General features: G+C 69.5%; 22 protein-coding genes. 6 read left to right on the forward strand and 16 right to left on the reverse strand.

Annotated elements, in window-relative coordinates; all coding sequences use genetic code 11:
• Nucleotides 1-80: 80 nt before the first annotated feature.
• Both UN84_RS07915 and galU read right to left on the reverse strand, forming a co-directional pair.
• Nucleotides 81-1370, reverse strand: a complete 1290-nt coding sequence (locus UN84_RS07915; protein WP_046078697.1) for a nucleotide sugar dehydrogenase — start codon at nt 1368-1370, stop codon at nt 81-83.
• A gap of 3 nt (nt 1371-1373) precedes the next feature.
• Nucleotides 1374-2264, reverse strand: a complete 891-nt coding sequence (gene galU / locus UN84_RS07920; protein WP_046078698.1) for a UTP--glucose-1-phosphate uridylyltransferase GalU — start codon at nt 2262-2264, stop codon at nt 1374-1376.
• Between the two features lie 140 nt (nt 2265-2404).
• Between galU and ubiG the strand changes: the two genes are divergently transcribed.
• Nucleotides 2405-3130 carry a bifunctional 2-polyprenyl-6-hydroxyphenol methylase/3-demethylubiquinol 3-O-methyltransferase UbiG gene (gene ubiG, locus UN84_RS07925; RefSeq protein ID WP_035593162.1) on the forward strand — a complete coding sequence of 242 codons (726 nt, stop codon included), beginning with the start codon at nt 2405-2407 and terminating at the stop codon, nt 3128-3130.
• Complete coding sequence (locus UN84_RS07930; RefSeq protein ID WP_046078699.1) at nt 3127-3807, forward strand: HAD-IA family hydrolase; 681 nt, start codon at nt 3127-3129, stop codon at nt 3805-3807. The genes ubiG and UN84_RS07930 overlap by 4 nt, the downstream gene beginning before the upstream one ends.
• 112 nt (nt 3808-3919) lie before the next feature.
• Here the strand turns inward: UN84_RS07930 and UN84_RS07935 are convergent, their stop codons facing one another.
• From UN84_RS07935 to UN84_RS07995, 13 genes are all read right to left on the reverse strand, one after another.
• Nucleotides 3920-4684: a YciK family oxidoreductase gene (locus UN84_RS07935; RefSeq protein ID WP_035593158.1), complete on the reverse strand. Its 765-nt coding sequence runs from the start codon at nt 4682-4684 to the stop codon at nt 3920-3922.
• A 15-nt stretch (nt 4685-4699) separates the two neighbouring features.
• Nucleotides 4700-5497 (reverse strand): tol-pal system protein YbgF, encoded by a 798-nt coding sequence (gene ybgF, locus UN84_RS07940; RefSeq protein WP_046078700.1) that lies wholly within the window; start codon nt 5495-5497, stop codon nt 4700-4702.
• Nucleotides 5498-5541: 44 nt separating this feature from the next.
• Nucleotides 5542-6081 carry a peptidoglycan-associated lipoprotein Pal gene (gene pal, locus UN84_RS07945; RefSeq protein ID WP_046078701.1) on the reverse strand — a complete coding sequence of 180 codons (540 nt, stop codon included), beginning with the start codon at nt 6079-6081 and terminating at the stop codon, nt 5542-5544.
• Nucleotides 6082-6110: 29 nt separating this feature from the next.
• A complete protein-coding gene (gene tolB / locus UN84_RS07950; RefSeq protein ID WP_046078702.1) occupies nt 6111-7394 on the reverse strand; it encodes a Tol-Pal system beta propeller repeat protein TolB in 1284 nt (427 codons plus the stop codon).
• Nucleotides 7394-8506, reverse strand: coding sequence for a cell envelope integrity protein TolA (gene tolA / locus UN84_RS07955; RefSeq protein WP_173834984.1), 1113 nt, complete (start codon nt 8504-8506; stop codon nt 7394-7396). Before tolA ends, tolB begins: the two co-directional genes overlap by 1 nt.
• Before the next feature lie 9 nt (nt 8507-8515).
• Nucleotides 8516-8956, reverse strand: a complete 441-nt coding sequence (tolR, locus tag UN84_RS07960; protein ID WP_046078704.1) for a protein TolR — start codon at nt 8954-8956, stop codon at nt 8516-8518.
• Between the two features lie 12 nt (nt 8957-8968).
• A complete protein-coding gene (gene tolQ, locus UN84_RS07965; protein ID WP_172977757.1) occupies nt 8969-9646 on the reverse strand; it encodes a protein TolQ in 678 nt (225 codons plus the stop codon).
• A 34-nt stretch (nt 9647-9680) separates the two neighbouring features.
• The gene (gene ruvB / locus UN84_RS07970; protein WP_046078705.1) at nt 9681-10715 is read right to left on the reverse strand and encodes a Holliday junction branch migration DNA helicase RuvB; all 1035 of its coding nucleotides are present in this window, start codon (nt 10713-10715) and stop codon (nt 9681-9683) included.
• A 51-nt stretch (nt 10716-10766) separates the two neighbouring features.
• Nucleotides 10767-11378 carry a Holliday junction branch migration protein RuvA gene (gene ruvA / locus UN84_RS07975; protein WP_046078706.1) on the reverse strand — a complete coding sequence of 204 codons (612 nt, stop codon included), beginning with the start codon at nt 11376-11378 and terminating at the stop codon, nt 10767-10769.
• 124 nt (nt 11379-11502) lie between these two features.
• Nucleotides 11503-12048: a crossover junction endodeoxyribonuclease RuvC gene (gene ruvC / locus UN84_RS07980; RefSeq protein WP_016854887.1), complete on the reverse strand. Its 546-nt coding sequence runs from the start codon at nt 12046-12048 to the stop codon at nt 11503-11505.
• Nucleotides 12049-12138: 90 nt separating this feature from the next.
• The gene (locus UN84_RS07985; RefSeq protein WP_046078707.1) at nt 12139-12891 is read right to left on the reverse strand and encodes a YebC/PmpR family DNA-binding transcriptional regulator; all 753 of its coding nucleotides are present in this window, start codon (nt 12889-12891) and stop codon (nt 12139-12141) included.
• 244 nt (nt 12892-13135) lie between these two features.
• On the reverse strand, nt 13136-14917 hold the full coding sequence (gene aspS, locus UN84_RS07990; RefSeq protein ID WP_046078708.1) for an aspartate--tRNA ligase: 1782 nt from the start codon (nt 14915-14917) through the stop codon (nt 13136-13138).
• 51 nt (nt 14918-14968) lie between these two features.
• The gene (locus UN84_RS07995; RefSeq protein ID WP_016854884.1) at nt 14969-15202 is read right to left on the reverse strand and encodes an FmdB family zinc ribbon protein; all 234 of its coding nucleotides are present in this window, start codon (nt 15200-15202) and stop codon (nt 14969-14971) included.
• A gap of 192 nt (nt 15203-15394) precedes the next feature.
• On the opposite strand from UN84_RS07995, the gene UN84_RS08000 reads away from it, so the two are divergent.
• From UN84_RS08000 to UN84_RS08010, 3 genes are all read left to right on the forward strand, one after another.
• Nucleotides 15395-16327, forward strand: coding sequence for a D-2-hydroxyacid dehydrogenase (locus UN84_RS08000; protein ID WP_046078709.1), 933 nt, complete (start codon nt 15395-15397; stop codon nt 16325-16327).
• Nucleotides 16328-16484: 157 nt separating this feature from the next.
• A complete protein-coding gene (locus UN84_RS08005; protein ID WP_046078710.1) occupies nt 16485-17399 on the forward strand; it encodes a ribokinase in 915 nt (304 codons plus the stop codon).
• 19 nt (nt 17400-17418) lie between these two features.
• Nucleotides 17419-18360 (forward strand): nucleoside hydrolase, encoded by a 942-nt coding sequence (locus UN84_RS08010; protein WP_173834985.1) that lies wholly within the window; start codon nt 17419-17421, stop codon nt 18358-18360.
• An 88-nt stretch (nt 18361-18448) separates the two neighbouring features.
• Here the strand turns inward: UN84_RS08010 and UN84_RS08015 are convergent, their stop codons facing one another.
• Nucleotides 18449-18730, reverse strand: coding sequence for an acylphosphatase (locus tag UN84_RS08015; RefSeq protein WP_046078711.1), 282 nt, complete (start codon nt 18728-18730; stop codon nt 18449-18451).
• A 129-nt stretch (nt 18731-18859) separates the two neighbouring features.
• Between UN84_RS08015 and UN84_RS08020 the strand changes: the two genes are divergently transcribed.
• Nucleotides 18860-19912 (forward strand): Glu/Leu/Phe/Val family dehydrogenase, encoded by a 1053-nt coding sequence (locus UN84_RS08020; protein ID WP_046078712.1) that lies wholly within the window; start codon nt 18860-18862, stop codon nt 19910-19912.
• The last annotated feature ends 2 nt before the right edge of the window (nt 19913-19914 follow it).

Consider the following 19914-nt stretch of genomic DNA (forward strand, 5'->3'; position numbering starts at 1 on the left):
CTACATGAGGATTCGATCGGACCGGCGCCCCGGCACCGCCGGCGGCCAGCCTGTCGAGCGCAGCAGCAAATCGAGCCGACTCAGGGATCGGCGCGGCGCCCGATCCCTCGATAGTACAGCCCCATGTCGGCGACGTGGGCCGGGTCGTAGATATTGCGACCGTCGAGCAGCAGCTTGCCGTTCAGCTGCGACGCCAGGCGCGGCCAGTCCGGGTTCCAGTAGGCCTTCCACTCGGTGACCAGCATCAGGGCATCGGCACCGTCGAGTGCCTCGTCCGGGTCGCCGTCGAACAGTGCCAGCAACGGATGGTCGCCGAGCCGTTCGCGCAGCGCCCCGGTGGCGGCGGGATCGTGCAGCCGCACGCGCACGCCCTGGGCCCAGAGGGCGCGCAGCAGCGTCAGCACCGGCGCATGATCGATGCGCGCCGTGCCGGGCTTGAAGGCCGCGCCCCAGATGGCCACGGTCAGGCCTTCCAGCCGGCCGTGGTAGTGGGCCCACAGCTTGCGGAACAGCGTCTCCTTCTTCTGCTCGTTGATGTCGAGCACCTGGTCGAGCAGCGCCGAATGGCGGCCGCTGGCCGACTGCACGTCGGCCAGACGCATCAGGTCGCGGGAAAAGCTCGGGCCGCCGAAGCCGCAGCCGGGATAGAGGTACTCGTAGCCGATGCGGCTGTCCGCGCCCATGCCCTCGCGCACGTCCTCCACGTCCACCCCCAGGGTGTCGGCGAGGCCGGCGATCTCGTTCATGTAGCTGATGCGGGTGGCCAGCATGCCGTTGATCGCCAGCTTGGTCAGCTCGGCGGCCCGGCGTGGCATGCGCTGGAAGACCTCGCGGCGGCGATTGAACGCTCGCAGCAGCTCGCGTACCTGGCGTTCGGCGTCGCGGTCGTCGCAGCCCAGCAGCCAGCGCGACGGCCGGGTGAAGGTCTCCCAGGCGCGGCCTTCCTCGAGCAGGTCGGCCAGCGCCACGGCCCGACGCCCGTTGCCGAGGCCGGCGGCCAGTCGGTCGGTTTCGCCGACCGGGAAGGTCGAATTGTTGACCAGCACCGCGTCTGCGGTCATTCGCGACGACAGTTCGGCCACGGTGGTGCGGCCTTGCTCGCGCTGTGCCGGCGACAGGGCCAGCCACAGCACCTCGAAGTCGTCGCCCTGGAGAGGTTCGCCGACGTCGAGAACCCTGAGATGGCCCTGGGCGCGCCCTTCCTCCAGGCGCGACATCAGCTGCGGCTCGCTGGCCAGCCAGCCGCTCTCGGCGAGCGTCGGCCAGTCGGCGCTGGCGTGGGGCCACCAGGTCACCCGGTGACCGACCGAGGCCAGCGCCGCCGCCGCGGTGGCGGCGGCCAGCTCGCTGCCGTGGACCAGAACGCGCATGGCTTACTCCTCGCCGCTGTAGCGGGTCAGCAGTTCGCGGAAGCCCTCGCCGTAGCGGGCGTGGCGGCGGCCGTAGGCGAGAATCGCCTCGAGGTAGCCGAGCTGGTGGCCGCAGTCGTAGGTGCGACCGCGCATGCGCCAGGCGTCGACGCCGCTCTGCTGGCGCAGCGTCTCGATGGCGTCGGTCAGCTGGATCTCGTTGCCGGCGCCGGGCGGCGTTTCGGCGAGCAGCGGGAAGATGGCGCCGGGCAGCGCATAGCGGCCGATCACGGCCAGGTCGGAGGGCGCCTCCTCGACCTTGGGCTTCTCGATCAGCCCGGCCAGCGCCCCGGCCTCGCCGGCGGCCGGCGGCTCACCCTCGGGGGCGACGATGCCGTACTTGTAGACCAGCTCGTGGGGCACCTCCTCCACCATCAGCTGGCTGCGGCCGGTGGCGTCGAAGGCCTCGATCATGCCGGCCAGGTCGTTGCGCTCGAGGCCGTCGTCATCGACCAGCACGTCCGGCAGCAGCACGGCGAAGGGTTCGTCGTCGCCGATCACCGGGCGCGCACAGAGCACCGCATGGCCCAGGCCCAGCGGTTCGGACTGGCGCACGCTGATGATGTTGACGTCTTCCGGCACGATCGAGCGCAGCTCCTCAAGCAGCTCCTGCTTGCCCTTGGCCTCGAGGCTGGCCTCGAGCTCGAAGTGCTTGTCGAAGTGGTTCTCGATGGCGCTCTTGCTGCCGTGGGTCACCAGCACGATGTCGCGAATGCCGGCCTCGACGGCCTCCTGGACCACGTACTGGATCACCGGGCGGTCGACGATGGTGATCATCTCCTTGGGAATCGCCTTGGAAGCGGGCAGGCAGCGAGTGCCGAAACCGGCAACGGGAAGAACGGCCTTGCGGATCATGGTGCGGTCCTTGTCATGTCGCATGTAGCCCGACGCGGCCGGGCATGGGCCGGGGCGTCGGGAACGAGTAGAATGGCATCATACCGAATCACGCCGAGCTCGCCACAGTGGCAGGCCGGCGACACCTACGGAGAGGACAGATGACGGCAAGCCAGTCGCAAGCGGACAACGTCGACGCGGCGGAGATCGCCAAGTTCGAGGCCCTGGCCCATCGCTGGTGGGATACCGACGGCGAGTTCAAGCCGCTGCACGAGATCAATCCCCTGCGCCTCGACTTCATCGACGCCCGCGCGGGGCTGGCCGGTCATCGGGTGCTCGACGTCGGCTGCGGCGGCGGCATCCTCGCCGAGGCCATGGCCCATCGCGGCGCCGAGGTCACCGGCATCGACCTGGGCGAGGCGCCGCTGGCGGTGGCCCGGCTGCACGCCGAGGAGACCGGCGCGCGCGTCGACTACCGCCAGATCAGCGTCGAGGCCATGGCCGAGGCCCATGCCGGCGAGTTCGACGTGGTCACCTGCCTGGAGATGCTCGAGCACGTGCCTGACCCCGCCTCGGTGATCCGCGCCTGCGCGCGGCTGGTCAAGCCCGGCGGGCAGGTATTCTTCTCGACCATCAACCGCAATCCCAAGGCCTATGCCCTGGCCGTGGTCGGCGCCGAGTACCTGCTGCGCATGCTGCCGCGGGGCACCCACGACTATGCCAAGTTCATCCGCCCCTCGGAGCTCGCCGGCTGGTGCCGCGAGGCCGGCCTGGCGGTCTGCGAGCAGAGCGGCCTGACCTACCAGCCGCTGACCCGCCGCTATCGGCTGTCGGCCACCGATGTATCGGTGAATTACCTGATGCACTGCCGGCGGGAGGCATCGTGAGTCGCGAATGGCCTACACCCGAGGCGCTGCTGTTCGATCTCGACGGCACCCTGGTGGATACCGCCCCGGATCTGGCCCGGGCCACCAACTCCCTGCGTGACCATCACGGGTTGGCGCCCCTGCCCTACCCGACCATCCGCGCCCAGGTCTCCAACGGCGGCAGCGCCCTGGTCACCCTGGCGCTGGGCCTCGAGCGCGAACACGACGGTCACGATGACGCCCGGGCCTTCCTGCTGGCCGCCTACGGCGAGGCGGTGGCCGTGGAGAGCCGGGTCTTTCCGCCGCTGGATCGGCTGCTGGACGCATGGCGCGACGCCGGTCGTCCCTGGGGCATCGTCACCAACAAGCCGCGCGCCTATGCCGCGCCGCTGGTGGAGGCCCTGGGCCTCGAGCCGGGCGCGCTGCTGTGCGCCGATGACCTGCCGGTCAAGAAGCCCGACCCCGCGCCGCTGCTGGAGGCCGCCCGGCGCCTCGGCGTGTCGCCGGGCGACTGCTGGTATCTCGGCGACCACCATCGCGACATGCAGGCCGCACGGGCGGCGGGCATGCCCGCGGTGGCGGTGGGCTACGGCTATATCACCGAGGACGACGACTATCGCCTGTGGCCGGCGGATCGCTGGTTCGAGACCGCCGAGGCGCTGACCGAGGCGCTGCTGCCAGGTCTTCCCAAGCGTTGATGTCCCGACACGGCGACGCCCGCTGGGGCGGCGATATCATGATGGCCTAAAAAAAGCAGGCCTCCCTGGCGGGAGGCCTGCTGGTCTTATCGCTGACGCCGTTGCGTCGGCGTCAGGTTCGGGGCGGCTGGGCGTCGAACGCCTCGCCGCTGTGGCCGCGGCTGTCGGGCCCCATCAGCCACAGATAGGTGGGCATGATGTCCTCCGGCGTGCGCAGCGTGCCCGGGTCCTCCGCCGGATAGGCGGACTGGCGCATGGCGGTACGCGTGGCGCCGGGGTTCAGGGTGTTGATGCGTAGCGTGCCGAGGTGCTCCACCTCGTCGGCCAGCACTTCCATGAACCCCTCGGTGGCGAACTTCGACACCGCATAGGCTCCCCAGTAGGCGCGGCCGCGACGGCCCACCGAGGACGAGGTGAAGATGACCGAGGCGTCCGCCGACGCTTCCAGCAGCGGCAGCAGCGCCTGGGTCATCCAGATCGGCCCGTTGATGTTGACCTGCATCACCTGCTCCCACAGCGCCGGATCGTACTGGGCGAAGGGGGTGATGTCGCCCAGCAGGCCGGCGTTGTGCAGGATGCCGTCCAGGCGTCCGAACTCCTTGTCCAGGGCCGCGGCCATGTCGTGGTAGTCCTTGAGCGTCGCCCCCTCGAAGTTGAGCGGGAAGATCGCCGGCTGCGGCAGTCCCTCGGACTCGATGGCGTCGTACACCGCTTCCAGCTTGGCGATCGTCCGCCCCAGCAGGACCACCGTGGCGCCGTGGCGGGCATAGGCGAGCGCCGCGGCGCGGCCGATGCCGTCGCCCGCGCCGGTGACGAGGATCACCCGGCCGTCGAGTAGCCCCTGCGGCGCTTCGTAGTCGATCTTGCAGACCGTCATGATGTCCCTCCGGGGCTAGTTGCCCGACTGCCGCTGGAAGTCGGCCGCCAGGTTGGCGGCGCTGCTGTCGGGGTACGCCTGCTGTACCCGCTCGAGCAGCGCCTGGCCGGCTTCCGGATCCCCCTGGCGGGCCTTGAGCAGGCCCAGCTTGTAGAGGGTGTCGGGTACCTTGTTGCTGTCGGGGAAGTCGTCGAGCACGCGTTGGAAGGCCGCGTCGGCGGCGTCGAGATCACCGCCGGCCGAATGCAGCTCACCGAGCCAGTAGTAGGCGTTGGCGGTGAGGGTACTGCTCGGATGTTTGTCGACGAAGGACTCGAAGGCCCGCGTCGCGGCATCGAACTCCCGGGCCTGCACCTTGGCGAAGGCCGCCTGGTAGTCGGCCCGGGCGCCGGCATCGCTGCCGCTGGCTGACTGACCAGAGCTCGATTGGCCCGATGCCTCCGCCCCACCGCTGTCGGCCACCTGCTCGGCCGCGGCGGCACCGGCCCCGCCCGCCGCGCTGGCGGCGTTCGCGGACAGGCGCTCGTCCAGATCCATGTACTGCTGGCGGGTCTGACGCTTGAGGCGGTCGAGCTGGTAGCGCAGCTCCTCGACCTGGCCACGCAGCTGGCGAAGCTGCTCCTGGTTGCGCTGCAGCTCGTTGAACAGCTCCAGATTGCCGCCCGCCGGTTCGCGGGCGGCGGTTTGGTCGTAGAAGCTGCCTGAGCCGGAGCGGGCGGTGAGATCCTCCACCACCGGCTGCTGAGCCAGCGCCGGGGCGGCCAGCAGGCTCAAGGCGCCGGCGGCGGTCCAGATTCTGAGACGCGGTCTCATCGCTTTCTCCCTTCGCTATGGTGGTGCCGTGCGTGGCGCGGGGCTCAGTAGGCGAAGACCACCCGGCGGTTCTGGGCGTAGGCTTCCTCGTTGCTGCCGCGGGCCGCCGGACGCTCCTCGCCGTAGCTGACGACCTCGACCTGGGACGGCGAGACGCCCTGCACGCTCAGGAAGCGCTTGACGGCGTCGGCGCGGCGCTCACCGAGGGCCAGGTTGTACTCGCGGGTGCCGCGCTCGTCGGTATGGCCCTGCAGCACCACGCTGGCGTTGCCGTTGTTTTGCAGGAAGCGGGCGTGGGACTGGAGTACCGACTGGAACTCGGGGCGGATGGTGTCGCTGTCGTAGGCGAAGTAGATGGTGCGGACTTCGGGAATCCGCGAGCCGGCCATCTGACCGGCGCCCTCGCCGAGGCCGCTGCCGCTGACCTGGCCGGTGCCGGCGGTGCCGGTCCCCACGCCACCGGCACCGGTGCCGGCGGTGCCGTCCATGGTCCCTTCCTGGGTGCCACCGGTGCTGGAGCAGCCGGCCATGACGGCCATCGACATGGCGGCGATCAGAGTGCGGGCATAAGGCTTGAATTGCATCGTTCGACTCCTTTCCTTGCGGGATACATTCAGTTCAGAAACGGGGACCAGGCGGGCTCACGCACGTCGCCCTGGGCCGCGGGAAGACGGAACGAGGCCCGGCCGTCCGCGGAAACGCCCCCCAGCACACCATTACCGCCCTGCTGGGTGGCGAAGATTACCATGGTGCCGTTGGGCGCGACACTGGGGGACTCGGCCTGGCGGGAGTCGCCGAGCTCGACCAGGCGGCCGCTCTCCAGATCCTGCTTGGCCACCCGGTAGCCGTTGCTGCCGCGGTGGATCAGGAAGATGGATTCACCGTCAGGGGCGAAGCGCGCCCGAGCGTTGTAGTTGCCGGTGAAGGTGATGCGCTCCGGCGAGCCGCCAAGCGACTGACGATAGATCTGCGGGCCGCCGCTGCGGTCCGAGGTGTAGATCAGGCTGTTGCCGTCCGGCGACCAGGCCGGCTCGGTCTCGATGCTCTGGCTGTTGGTGACGCGTTGCAGATTCTGCGAGGCGACGTCCATGACGTAGATCTCCGGCTGCCCGTCGCGGGACAGCGCCATCGCCAGCCGACGGCCGTCCGGCGACCAGGTCGGGGCGCTGTTGAGACCCTCGAAGGAGGTCAGGCGTGCCCGACGGCCGCTGGCCACTTCCTGCACGTAGATGCCGGGCCGGCCGGACTCGAACGACACGTAGGCCAGCTTGCCGCCATCCGGTGACCAGGCCGGCGACATGATCGGCTCGTCCGAGCTCAGCACCTGCTGGCTGTTGCGACCGTCGGCGTCGGCGACGTAGAGCTGATAGGCGGTGTCGTCGCCGACGCCCTGGGAGGTGACGTAGGCGATGCGCGTGGAGAAGGCGCCGCGAATGCCGGTGATCTCCTCGAAGATCTTGTCGCTGATGCGGTGGGCGGCGGCGCGCATCTGATCCTGACCGGCGGTGATCACCTCGCCCAGCATCCGCGATTCGCCGCTGACGTTCATCAGCTCGTACTGGATCTCGACGCCGCCGCCGGTGCGGCTGACGCGGCCGACCACCAGATAACGGGTATCCAGCGCCTGCCAGTCGCCGAAGCTGACGTCGTCGCCGCGGGTCGGCCTGGCGAACATCGCCTCGCGCTCCAGGGGCGCGAAGTAGCCGCTGCGCTCCAGGTCGTCGGAGATGATCCGCGCCACGTCCTGGGGCAGGTTCTCGCCCTCGGCGAACGGCACCACGGCGATCGGCGTGGCCTGCTCGTTGCCCTGGGTGATGTCGATGGTCAGGTCGGCCTGGGCCAGCGACGTGCACAGCAACAGCACGGCCGCCAGCCAGGTGGTGATCAAGGCTCTCATCAGCGTATGTCCCCCGGTCGGAATCTGAGATTGAACTCACGGTACTGGCGCTGCACCGAAGCGGGCAGCTCGCGCAGCTCGGCGAAGGGCGCGGCGGTTTCCACCGCGCTCAGCGCCGAACGGTCGAAGGCACTGTTGCCACTGCTACGACCGATGTTGGCGGCGAATAGCTCCCCGGAGGGCCCCAGGCGAACCGATATCTCGGCCGTGGCGCCGTCGGGGACGTTGGGCGGAATCGACCAGGCCTGCTCCACCGCCTGGCGCACCAGGTTGATGAAGCCGTTGGCCGCTTCCTCTGCCTGCTTGGCGTTGGCCACGGCCTCGGATTCGCCGGCGATGGCCTGGTCGAGGCTGTTCTGGGCGGCCTCGGCGGCGCGCTTGGCGGCGGCCTCACGCTCGCGCTGTTCCTCGGCTTCACGCTGGCGACGGGCCTCTTCCTCGGCCTGGCGCTGGCGTTCGGCTTCCGCCTCGCGCCGTCGCTGCTCCTCGGCTTCACGCTGACGGCGGGCCTCCTCCTCGGCCTGACGCTGGCGTTCGGCCTCCGCCTCGCGCTGGCGCTGTTCCTCGGCTTCGCGCTGACGGCGGGCCTCTTCCTCGGCTTGACGCTGGCGTTCGGCTTCCGCCTCGCGCTGCCGCTGTTCCTCGGCTTCGCGTCGTTGGCGCGCGGCCTCCTGCTGACGCTCCCGCTCGGCCGCCTGCTCCGCGGCTTCGCGCTCGCGGCGCTCTGCTTCGGCGGCGGCCTGTTCGGCGGCCTCACGGGCTTGCTCGCGCTCGGCGGCCTGGGCCGCCTCCTGTGCCTGGCGCTGGGCTTCTTGCGCCTGCCGCTCCGCTTCGGCGGCGGCCTGACGTTCCGCCTCCGCCCGTTCGGCGGCTTCGGCCTCCCGTCGCTGCTGCTCCGTCCTGGCCTCGGCCCGGGCCTGCTGCTGCGCCTGCTGGGCCTGATCGGTGGCGGTCTCGGCGCGCACCAGGGTGGCGTTGACGATGGCCTGGTTGGGCGGCTCCTGCTCGGCGCTCGGGAAGCGGATCACGCTGACGACCAGCAGCCCCAGGTGCAGCCCGACGGCGAGGATCAGCGGCAATCCGTAGCCGACATGGCGATGTTGTTTAGCCATGCGTCCTCCTCAGGCGTCCCCGGGCGGGGGCTCGGAGATCAGCCCGACGTTGGCCACGCCCGAGGTCTGCAGGGTGCTCATCAGGGTGACGATCTGGCCGTAGGCCACGTTGCGGTCGCCGCGGACCAGGACGCGGGTGCCCGGCTCGCGCTCGAGCAGGATACCGACCCGCTGGCCGAGCTCGTCGAGGTCGACGGCGGTCTCGTCACCGCTCAGGCTGACGTAGATCTGGCCCTCGCTGTCCACCGAGACGACGATCGGGTCGCGATCCTCGCTGTCCTCGATCGGCTCGGAGGTCACCTGGGGCAGGTCCACCTTGACGCCCTGGGTCAGCATCGGCGCGGTGATCATGAAGATCACCAGCAGCACCAGCATCACGTCGATGAAGGGGACGACGTTGATCTCGTTCATCGGCTTGCGCCGGCCCATGCGGTTGAAGGGTCCGTGCATGGCGTGCCCTCCTTAGCCGGCGGCGGATTCGCCGCGACCCTGCAGGTTGCGGTGCAGGATGGAATGGAACTCCTCGGCGAAGTCCTCGTACTTGCCCAGCAGGCGGCTGGATTCCGCCGACAGCCGGTTGTAGAAGATCACCGCGGGGATGGCCGCGAACAGGCCCATGGCGGTGGCGATCAGCGCCTCGGCGATCCACGGCGCCACGGTGCCGAGCGTGGCCTGCTGGGCCATGGACAGCGACTGGAAGGAGCCCATGATGCCCCACACGGTGCCGAACAGCCCGATGTAGGGGCTGGACGAGGCCACGGTGGCCAGGAACACCAGGTGCAGGTTGAGGCGGTCCTCCTCGCGGGACCAGGCCACGCGCATGCTGCGCTGCACGCCGTCGAGGATGGCCTGGGGACTCTGGGTCTTCGGCATCAGGCGATTGAACTCGCGGAAGCCGGCGCGAAAGATGTGCTCGGCGCCCAGGGTCTCCTGCTCGGCGGGCGTCTCGCGATACAGCTCGTTGAGGTCGACCCCGGACCAGAAGCGGTCCTCGAATTCACGGTGGGCCTTGCGCGCGCGGCGCATCACGAAGGTGCGCTGGAAGATCACCACCCAGGACAGCAGCGAACCCAGCAGCAGCAGCAGCATCACCGCCTGGACCACGCCGCTGGCGTTCATGATCAGGTGGGGAATGGACATGGCGTCGTTCACGGGAATCCTCGTCTCGTCGAAGTCAGTCTTGGGAAGGCGTCGGCGCCGGGGCGCGGTCGTCCGGAGCCAGGCCGAAGTGCTGCCAGGCCTGGCGGGTCACCACCCGGCCGCGGGCGGTGCGCATCATCAGCCCCTGCTGGATCAGGTAGGGCTCGATGACGTCCTCGATGGTGTCGCGCTCCTCACCGATGGCCGCGGCCAGGGAGTCGACGCCCACCGGGCCGCCGTCGAACTTCTCGATCATCGCCAGCAGCAGCCGGCGGTCCATGTGGTCCAGGCCGTGGTGGTCGACGTGGAGCATGTTCAGGGCCTGGTCGGCGATCTCGGCGTCGATGCGTCCGCCGCCGCGTACCTCGGCGTAGTCGCGCACGCGGCGCAGCAGGCGGTTGGCGATGCGCGGGGTGCCGCGGGAGCGGCGCGCCACTTCCCGGGCGCCGGCGTCGTCGGTGGTCACGCCCAGCAGCCGCGCTGAACGGGCGACGATCTCGCTGAGCTCGTCGATGGAGTAGAACTCCAGGCGCTGGACGATGCCGAAGCGGTCGCGCAGCGGCGAGGTCAGCAGGCCTGTCCGGGTGGTGGCGCCGACCAGGGTGAACGGTGGCAGGTCGAGCTTGATCGAGCGCGCGGCCGGCCCCTCGCCGATCACGATGTCGAGCTGGAAATCCTCCATGGCGGGATAGAGGATCTCTTCCACCACCGCCGACAGGCGATGGATCTCGTCGATGAACAGCACGTCGCCGGGCTGAAGGTTGGTGAGCATGGCGGCGAGATCGCCGGCCCGCTCGAGCACCGGCCCGGAGGTCGACTTCAGGCCGACGCCCATCTCGGTGGCGATGATGTTGGCGAGCGTGGTCTTGCCGAGCCCCGGTGGGCCGAACACCAGGGTGTGGTCGAGGCTCTCGTCGCGGCCGCGGGCGGCGTGGATGAAGATCTCCAGCTGCTCGCGAACCCTCGGCTGGCCGATGTAGTCGCCGAGCTGCTTGGGGCGGATGGCGTGATCGAGGTGGCCCTCGCCCTCGCGATCCTCGGCGGCGATCAGGCGGTCAGTCTCCAGCATGGGTGTCCTCCGCCGGCATCGTGATGAAAGGCTGCGTATCGTGCATGGTCATCAACCGGCCATGCGACGCGCGAGCGCCGCCTTGATGATCGCCTCGGTGCTGCCCTCTTCCTCGAGGCCGGCGAGCATGCGCGCGGCCTCGGCCGGCTTGTAGCCGAGGCTGACCAGCGCCGCCTCGGCCTCGGCCAGCGGGTCCTGGCGCGGTTCGGCGGCGGCGCCGGGCGACGGTGCCACGCCGGCGGCGGGCGCTTCGGCCTCCCAGTGCGGGAAGCGGTCGCGCATCTCGACGATCAGCCGCTCGGCGGTCTTCTTGCCGACGCCGGGCAGGCGTGTCAGCGACTTGACGTCGTCGTCCATCACGCAGCGGATGAAGGCGTCCTCGTCCATGCCGGAGAGGATGGCCAGGGCCAGCTTGGGGCCGACGCCGTTGACCTTGATCAGGGCACGGAACAGCGCCCGCTCCTGCTCGCGGGCAAAGCCGTAGAGCAGGTGGGCGTCGTCGCGTACGGTGAGATGGGTATGCAGCACCACGTCCTCGCCGACCCCGGGCAATGCCACCAGGGTGGTCATGGAGGCCTCCAGCTCGTAGCCGACCCCGGCCACGTCCAACAGCAGCCAGGGCGGCTGCTTGTCGATCAGGGTGCCTCGCAAGCGTCCGATCATGATATGTCACTGTCCTTGATGATGAATCCGCAGCGCGTCGCGCTCACTATACTGGTCCCCCCCGGGCCATGCCAGCCCGCGGAACGCTGTTCGACAACCGACTCGGCGTCGCCGTCAGGCGACATCACTCGGGGCGAAAGTCGCGCCAGGACGCGCTCTTGCCGCGGCCTCGCCCGCCTCCACCATAGCTGCCCCGACGGATCAGCCCGAGCCGGGCATAGGCATGCGTCAGGGCGATGGCCAGGGCGTCGGCGGCATCGGCCTGGGGCGTGCCGGAGAGCCCCAGGATGGCGGTCACCATGTGCTGCACCTGGGCCTTGTCGGCGGCCCCGCCGCCGGTGACTGCCTGCTTGATCTGGCGCGGGCCGTACTCGCTGACCGGCAGGCCGTGATTGGCCGCGCAGACGATGGCGGTGCCCCGCGCCTGGCCGAGCTTGAGCGCCGAGTCGGCGTTCTTCGACATGAACACCTGCTCGATGGCGAACTCGCCGGGCCCGTGCAGGCCGATCACCTCGCTGACCCCGGCGTAGACCTGGGCCAGGCGCTGAGCGAGATCGTCGCCGCGGGTGCGGATGCAGCCGCTGGTCACGTACTTCGGCTTGGGCTCGGTCACGTCCAGCACGCCGTAGCCGGTGATCCGGGATCCCGGATCGATGCCCAGGATCAGCATGTCGGGCCCTTCATCTCGCGGGGGCTAGTCATCATGCAGTGCTTCCAGAATGTCATGGGCGCACGGTCGAGAGCGCGCGGGTGTACGGCTTCAATCATGCAACGCTTCCAGAATGTCATCCGAGAAGTCGGCATTGGTGTAAACATTCTGCACATCGTCCAGGTCCTCGAGCCGGTCGACCAGCCCGACGATGCGCCGGCCGAGTTCGACGTCGTCGATGCGAGTGTAAGTGTCGGGATACAGCCCCACGTCGCTGGCCTCGGGCGTGATGCCCGCCTCCAACAGGGCGTCCTTGACCGCACCGAAGGTGTCCGGCGTGGTGACGATCTCCAGGCGACCGTCCTCGAGGGTCTCGATGTCCTCGGGCTCGGCGGACAGGGTCGCTTCCATGGCCGTCTCCTCGTCGACGCCTGGCGGCAGCGTCAGCCTCCCCTGCTTGTGGAACATGAAGGCCACCGAGCCGGAGGTGCCGAGGTTGCCGCCGTGCTTGCCGAAGGCGTGTCGCACCTCGGAGACAGTTCGATTGCGGTTATCGGTCATGGCCTCGACCATCACCGCCACGCCTTCGGGGCCGTAGCCCTCGTAGACGACCTCCTCCATGGCGTCGCCGTCGGTGTTGCCGGCGCCGCGATCCACCGCCCGCTGCACGGTGTCCTTGGGCATGTTGCTGCCGAGCGCCTTGTCCATGGCCGCGCGCAGGCGCGGGTTGTCCTCGGGATCGCCGCCGCCCTGCCGCGCGGCCACGGTCAGCTCGCGAATCAGCTTGTTGAAGATCTTGCCGCGCTTGGCGTCCTGAGCCGCCTTGCGATGCTTGATATTGGACCATTTGCTATGGCCGGCCATATTCCCTCCTTCGTGTCTCGTCGGTGAATCGGGAAGCCACTGCGGGTTCACCGTTAACGGCCGCTCGAGGTCAAGCCGTGGCGAGGACGCTGTGAACCCGTCCCTGGGCGCTTTCTTTGACCATCCATGGTCAAAAAAACCTCGCCCCGACTCGCCCTCGGCTGGCACGGTGCCGTCGTTTCTCTGGGGCAGAAACGACACCGGCGCCACAAGGGGCGCCGGTGCGATCGCGTGAGACGGCCGATTATTCGGCGCCGCCCTCCGCCTTGGCCTTCTGGCGCAGGCGGATGTTGAGCTCCTTGAGCTGCTCGCCGCTGACCTCGCCCGGGGCGTCGGTCATCAGGCAGGCCGCGCTCTGGGTCTTGGGGAAGGCGATCACCTCACGGATGGTGCGGGCACCGCTCATCAGCATCACCAGGCGGTCGAGGCCGAAGGCCAGGCCGCCGTGGGGCGGCGCGCCGTACTGCAGGGCGTCGAGCAGGAAGCCGAACTTCTCGCGGGCCTCTTCCTCGCCGATGCCGAGTAGCTCGAGCACGCTCTGTTGCATGGCCTGGTCGTGGATACGGATCGAGCCGCCACCCAGCTCGGTGCCGTTGAGGACCATGTCATAGGCGCGGGACAGCGCCTCGGCCGGGTTGTTCTTGAGCGTTTCCACGTCGCAGGACGGCGCAGTGAACGGGTGGTGCAGCGCCTGCAGGCGCGCTTCGCCGTCGGCCTCGAACATCGGGAAGTCGACCACCCACAGCGGCGACCACTCGGCGGTGTAGAGCTCGAGGTCCTCGCCCAGCTTGACGCGCAGCGCCCCCAGCGCCTCGTTGACGATGTTGGTCTTGTCCGCGCCGAAGAAGATGATGTCGCCGTCCTCGGCGCCGACGCGATCCAGCAGCTGCTCGACCACGCCTTCCATGAACTTGACGATCGGCGACTGCAGGCCCTCGAGGCCCTTGGCGCGCTCGTTGACCTTGATCCAGGCCAGGCCCCGGGCGCCGTAGATACCGACGAACTTGGTGTACTCGTCGATTTCCTTGCGGGTCAGGGTGGCGCCGCCCTTGACCTTGAGCGCGGCCACGCGGCCGTCATCGGCGTTGGCCGGGCCGGAGAAGACCTTGAAGTCCACGTCCTTCATCAGGTCGTCGACGTCGGTCAGCTCGAGCGGGATACGCAGATCCGGCTTGTCGGAACCGAAGCGCTGCATGGCCTCGGCGTAAGGCATGCGCGGAAATGCCGGCAGCTCGACGTCCAGCACGTCCTTGAACAGGTTGCGCACCATGTTCTCGGTGATCGACATGATGTCCTCTTCCTCGACGAAGGAGGCCTCGAGGTCGATCTGGGTGAACTCGGGCTGGCGGTCGGCGCGCAGGTCCTCGTCGCGGAAGCACTTGGCGATCTGGTAGTAGCGGTCGAAGCCGGAGACCATCAGCAGCTGCTTGAACAGCTGCGGCGACTGCGGCAGCGCGAAGAAGCTGCCGGCGTGGGTGCGACTCGGCACCAGGTAGTCGCGGGCGCCTTCCGGGGTGGCGCGAGTCAGGATCGGCGTCTCGATGTCGAGGAAGCCCTGCCCCTCGAGATAGGCGCGCACGCTGTGGGAGATGCGCGAGCGCAGGCGCAGCTTGTCGATCATCTCCGGACGGCGCAGGTCGATGTAGCGGTGCTTGAGGCGCACTTCCTCGCCGACCTTGCCGTGCTCGTCGAGCTGGAACGGCGGCGTGGCGGCGGTGTTGAGGACCTCCACGTCCTTGGCCAGTACCTCGATCAGGCCGGTGGGCATGTTCGGGTTCTGGGTGCCCTCGGGGCGCAGACGCACGCGGCCGCTGATGCGCAGCACGTATTCGCTGCGGGCGCGGTCGGCATTGGCGAAGGCCTCGGCGGTGTCGGGGTCGACCACGACCTGAGCGATGCCGTCCCGGTCGCGCATGTCGAGGAAGATGACCCCGCCATGGTCACGGCGGCGGTGGACCCAGCCGCACAGGGTGACCGTCTGATCCACCATGGTCTCGTTCAGCTGGCCGCTATAATGGCTGCGCATGTCGTATCCTGTTCTGTTGCGTGAAGTGATGTAGGGAGGCGACGACCGCGGTCAGGCCGCCGACCCGGACGTCTCGCCCCCGCCGGCCAGGTTCTTCTTGCTGCCGGACTTGAAGTCGGTCTCGTACCAGCCGCTGCCCGCCAGGCGAAAGCCCGCCGCGGAGACCAGGCGGTCGAGCTCGGCCTGTTCGCAGGCCGGGCAGTCGGTCAACGGCGCGGCGCTGATCTTCTGCAGCTTTTCCAGGCGGTGGCCGCAGGCCTTGCACTCGTATTCGTAGATGGGCATGGTTCGATATCTCCCGGTAACGACGTCCCAGAGGGCGATGCGGACCGAACGGGCCCGCGACACGTTCTGCGATATAGGGTCGGGCGGCGAAGATTCCAACACTGGCCTGCCCGGAAAGCCCGACATTATAGCCTGCCGTCAGGCCCCAGGCCCAGCCCCGCGGCGACGTCTCTAACGACAAGGAAGACCGCCATGCATGCCGTGATTCTCGACGCCGCCAGTCTGGGCGATGGTATCGATCTGTCGCCGATCCGCGAACGTGTCTCTCGCCTCGACGTTCACGACTTCACTGACCGCGACGAGGCCGTTGCACGGCTCGAGGGCGCCGAGGTCGCCATCGTCAACAAGGTGGTGCTCGATGCCGAGACCCTGGCCGCCCTGCCCCATCTCAGGCTGATCTGCGTGCTGGCCACCGGCACCAACAACATCGCCATGGACGAGGCCGAGCGCCGCGGCATCGAGGTGCGCAACGTCGCCGCCTACGGCACGGCGAGCGTGGCGCAGCACACCCTGATGCAACTGCTGGCCCTGGCCAACCGCCTGCCGCGCTACCAGCGTGACGTGGCCGATGGACGCTGGGGAAAAAGCCCCTTCTTCTGCCTGATGGATCACACCACCCTGCAGCTCGAGGGCAAGCGGCTGGTCATCGTCGGCCAGGGTGAGCTCGGCACTCGGGTCGGCGAACTCGCCGGCGCCTTCGGCATGGAGGTCGTCTTCGCCGCGCGCCCCGGCGCCGAGCAGGATGCCCGCCCGACGCTCGCCGAGCTCGTCCCCACCGCCGATGCCATCAGCCTGCACTGTCCGCTCACCGAAGCCAGCCGCCACCTGGTCGACGCCGACCTGCTGGCCAGGCTCAAGCCCTCGGCGCTGGTGGTCAACTGCGCCCGTGGCGGCATGATCGACGAGATTGCCGCCCTCGACGCCCTGCGCGAAGGCCGGCTCGGCGGGCTCGCCGTCGACGTGCTGCCCGAGGAGCCGCCGCGCGACGGCCATCCTTTAATCGATGCCCTGAGCGAACCGCTCAACCTGATCGTCACGCCCCACAGCGCCTGGATCAGCCCCGAGGCTCGCCAGCGCATCGTCGAGCTCACCGCCGACAATCTGAGTCGCCCCCTTCGGGACTGAAAACCGTTATACCGCCAGGCTTGAGCTTGGTGTTCCAAGATAAGAGATAACGGTATAAATCAGAGATCGGGTCGCAGCCTGGCTTGCGAAGGTCGCTCCGGGCCCCGATACTCTCGCCGGTATCGTTTTCACCCAAGCCCCTCATCCGGACGACGGCATGCTGCACAACTTCGGGTCGATCAATCTCGACCACATCTATCGTGTTCCCCACCTGGTCACGCCCGGCGAAACCCTCACCAGCCACGGCTACCGCGTCGGGCTCGGCGGCAAGGGCGCCAACCAGTCGCTGGCCATGGCCCGTGCCGGCGGTCAGGTGCGCCACTGGGGCCGCCTGGGCCGGCAGGACGCCTGGGCACGCGACCTGCTCGAGGCCTCCGGGGTCGGCGTCGACAGCGTGGAACTGGTGGATGAGCCCAGCGGCCACGCCATCATCCAGGTCGACGACGCGGGCGAGAACGCCATCCTGCTCTTCCCCGGTGCCAATCACGGCTTCACCGAGGCGGCGCTGGACGCCCGTCTGGCCGAGGCCACGCCCGGCGACTGGCTGCTGGCCCAGAACGAATGCATCGCCCTGCCCTACCTGTTCAAGGCAGCGCGCGAGCGCGGGCTGCATATCGCCTTCAACCCGGCGCCGATGACCGCCGACGCCGCCGAGCTGCCGCTGGAGGCCTGCCGGCTGCTGTTCGTCAATCGCAGCGAGGCCGAGATGCTCACCGGCCTGCCCGCCGGCAGTGCCGCCTCGGCCCTGCTCGACGCCCTGGCCCAGCGCCTGCCGGCCACCGAGACCGTGCTGACCCTGGGCGGCGACGGCGCCTGGTACCAGGTCGGCGAGACGCGCCACTTCCAGCCGCCGATGCCGGTCACGCCGGTCGACACCACCGCCGCCGGCGACACCTTCATCGGCTACTATCTGGCGGCACTGCAGGAAGGCGAAGGCCCCGAGGCCTGCCTGGAACGGGCCGCCGCGGCCGCCGCCCTCGGCGTGCAGCGCTCCGGCGCGGCCGAGAGCATTCCCGAGGCCGCCGAGGTGGCTCAGTGGCAACGCCAGACTCAGACCCCGAACACTCCCTGAACCGACCGCCGAGGACGCCATGTCTGAACCGATCATCTTCGATACCGATCCGGGCGTCGACGACGCCCAGGCCATCGCCATCGCCCTGCGCCATCCCGACATCGAGCTGCTGGGCATGACCACCACCTTCGGCAACGTCGACGTGGAGACCGCCACCCACAACGCGCTGCTGCTGTCCGAGCTGGCCGGCCGGCACATCCCGGTGGCCCAGGGCGCGGCGGTGCCGATGGTCAAGCCGCGTCATCCGGCGCCGGCGCATATCCACGGCGCCAACGGCCTCGGCGACATCGAACTGCCGGCGGTGACCGGCCAGGCCGACGCCCGCAGCGCGGCGCAGTTCATCGTCGATACCGTCAACGCCCGCCCCGGCGAGGTGTCGCTGGTGGCCGTGGGGCCGCTCGGCAACCTGGCCGCGGCGCTGCAGATCGACCCGAGCATCACCGAGCGGGTCAAGCGCGTGGTGGTGATGGGCGGCTCGATCAGGGAAGGCGGCAACGTCACCCCGGTGGCCGAGGCCAACATCTTCAACGACCCACACGCCGCCCAGCGGGTGCTGACCGCCGGCTGGCCGCTGACCCTGGTCGGCCTCGACGTCACCCATCGCTGCGTGCTGGCGCCGCAGCACATGGAACGCATCGCCGCCGGCCAAGGCACGCTGGGCGAGGTGCTGGCCGGCAGCTACGCCTTCTACCGCGAGTTCTACCAGGGCGCGCTGGGCATCGACGGCTGCTGCCCGCACGACAGCCTGGCCCTGGCCTGGCTGGTGCGTCCGGAGCTGTTCACCGTCGCCAGCGGCCATCTCAACGTGGCCACCGAAGGCCCGGCGGAGGGGCAGACCCTGTTCGCGTCCGAGGGCCGCGAGTTCATCGCCCCGCGCTGGTCGCAGACGCCGCTGGCCGACGTCTGCCTGGGCGTCGACGGCAGTGCCGTGGTCGACTGGATCACCGAGACCCTCGCCTGATCCGCATCGAAACGTCAGTCATGACGACACCGCCGGCCCCGTGGGCCGGCGGTTTTCGTTGGGGCGCGGTATCCGGCTCTTGGCGCCGTCAGCCGGTAATGAAGTCGTCCGGCGCCTCGCCCTCCGCCAGCGCGATCTCCTCGGTCTCGACGCTCGTGACCTCGGCGTTCGGCGGCCCCTGCCACAGCCAGGCCGCCACGGCCTCGACGTCCTCGCGTGCCCCGCACAGCAGCACCTCCACGCGGCCATCGGCGAGATTGATGGCGTAGCCGGTCACCCCGGACTGCCTCGCGCGCTCCTGGGTGGAGCGGCGATACCAGACGCCCTGGACGCGGCCGCTGACACGCGCCTTGATGGCATGAGCATCCATTCGACGCCTCCTTCGTGAGCGGTTGGCGATGATGATAACCTAATCTACAGGGTGACATCGGCGTTTGCGCGGTCACAAGCCTCGTCGCGCCGTCTCGCTGCCCCGGTTTCCTCATAAGGGAGACGCCTCATGCCGGTCTTCGATCATCCCGATTTCGACCACCATCAGCAGGTCATTCACGGCTGCGACGCGGCCAGCGGCCTGCGCGCCATCATCGCCATCCACGACACCACCCGCGGCCCGGCGCTCGGCGGACTGCGAATCTATCCCTACGCCAGCGAGGCCGACGCCCTCACCGACGTGCTGCGGCTGTCCCGCGGCATGACCTACAAGTCGGCATTGGCCGATCTGCCGCTGGGCGGCGGCAAGGCGGTGATCATCGCCGATCCGCGTCGCGACAAGACACCCGAGCTATTGCTCGCCATGGGCCGACTGATCGACTCGCTGGGCGGGCGCTACATCACCGCCGAGGATTCCGGTTCCGGCGAGGCGGACATGCGCGTCATCGCCGAGGTCACCCCCCACGTGGGCGGGCTCGGCCGCGATGGCAGCTCCGGCGACCCCTCGCCCTGGACCGCGCTCGGCGTCTTCCATGCCATGCAGAGCGCCGTGTATCACGGCCTCGGCCGGGCGGAATCCGAGGATCAGTTCGCCGGGCTGCGGGTCGCCCTCCAGGGCGTCGGCCACGTCGGCACCCACCTGGCCCGTCGGCTCCACGACGCCGGCGCGCGGCTGGTGCTGGCCGACGTCGACCGCGACGCGGTGACCCGGCTGGCCGGGGAGCTGGAGGCCGAGATGGTGGCGCCCGAGGCCATCGTCGATGCCGAGGTGGACGTCTTCGCCCCCTGCGCCATGGGCGCGGCGCTGACGCCGGAGGTGGTGAGGCGCCTCAAGGCGCGGGTGGTGTGCGGGGCGGCCAACAATCAGCTGGCCCACGCGGAGGTGGCGGGCCAGCTGCAGGCCCGCGGCATCCTCTACACGCCCGACTACGTGGCCAATGCCGGCGGCGTGATCGAGATCGCCTGGCAGCGCCGTGACGACGCTCGCCCCGAGGCGGTGATGGCGCATATCGCCGGGATCGGCACGACCCTGGACGAGATCTTCGCCAGGGCCGCGCAGGAGGGCCGCAGCCCGGCCCCGGTCGCCGACGACATGGCCCGGGAGCGGTTCGAGGCCGGCTGAGG

Source organism: Halomonas sp. HG01 (assembly GCF_000968715.2).
Lineage (GTDB): Bacteria > Pseudomonadota > Gammaproteobacteria > Pseudomonadales > Halomonadaceae > Halomonas > Halomonas halophila.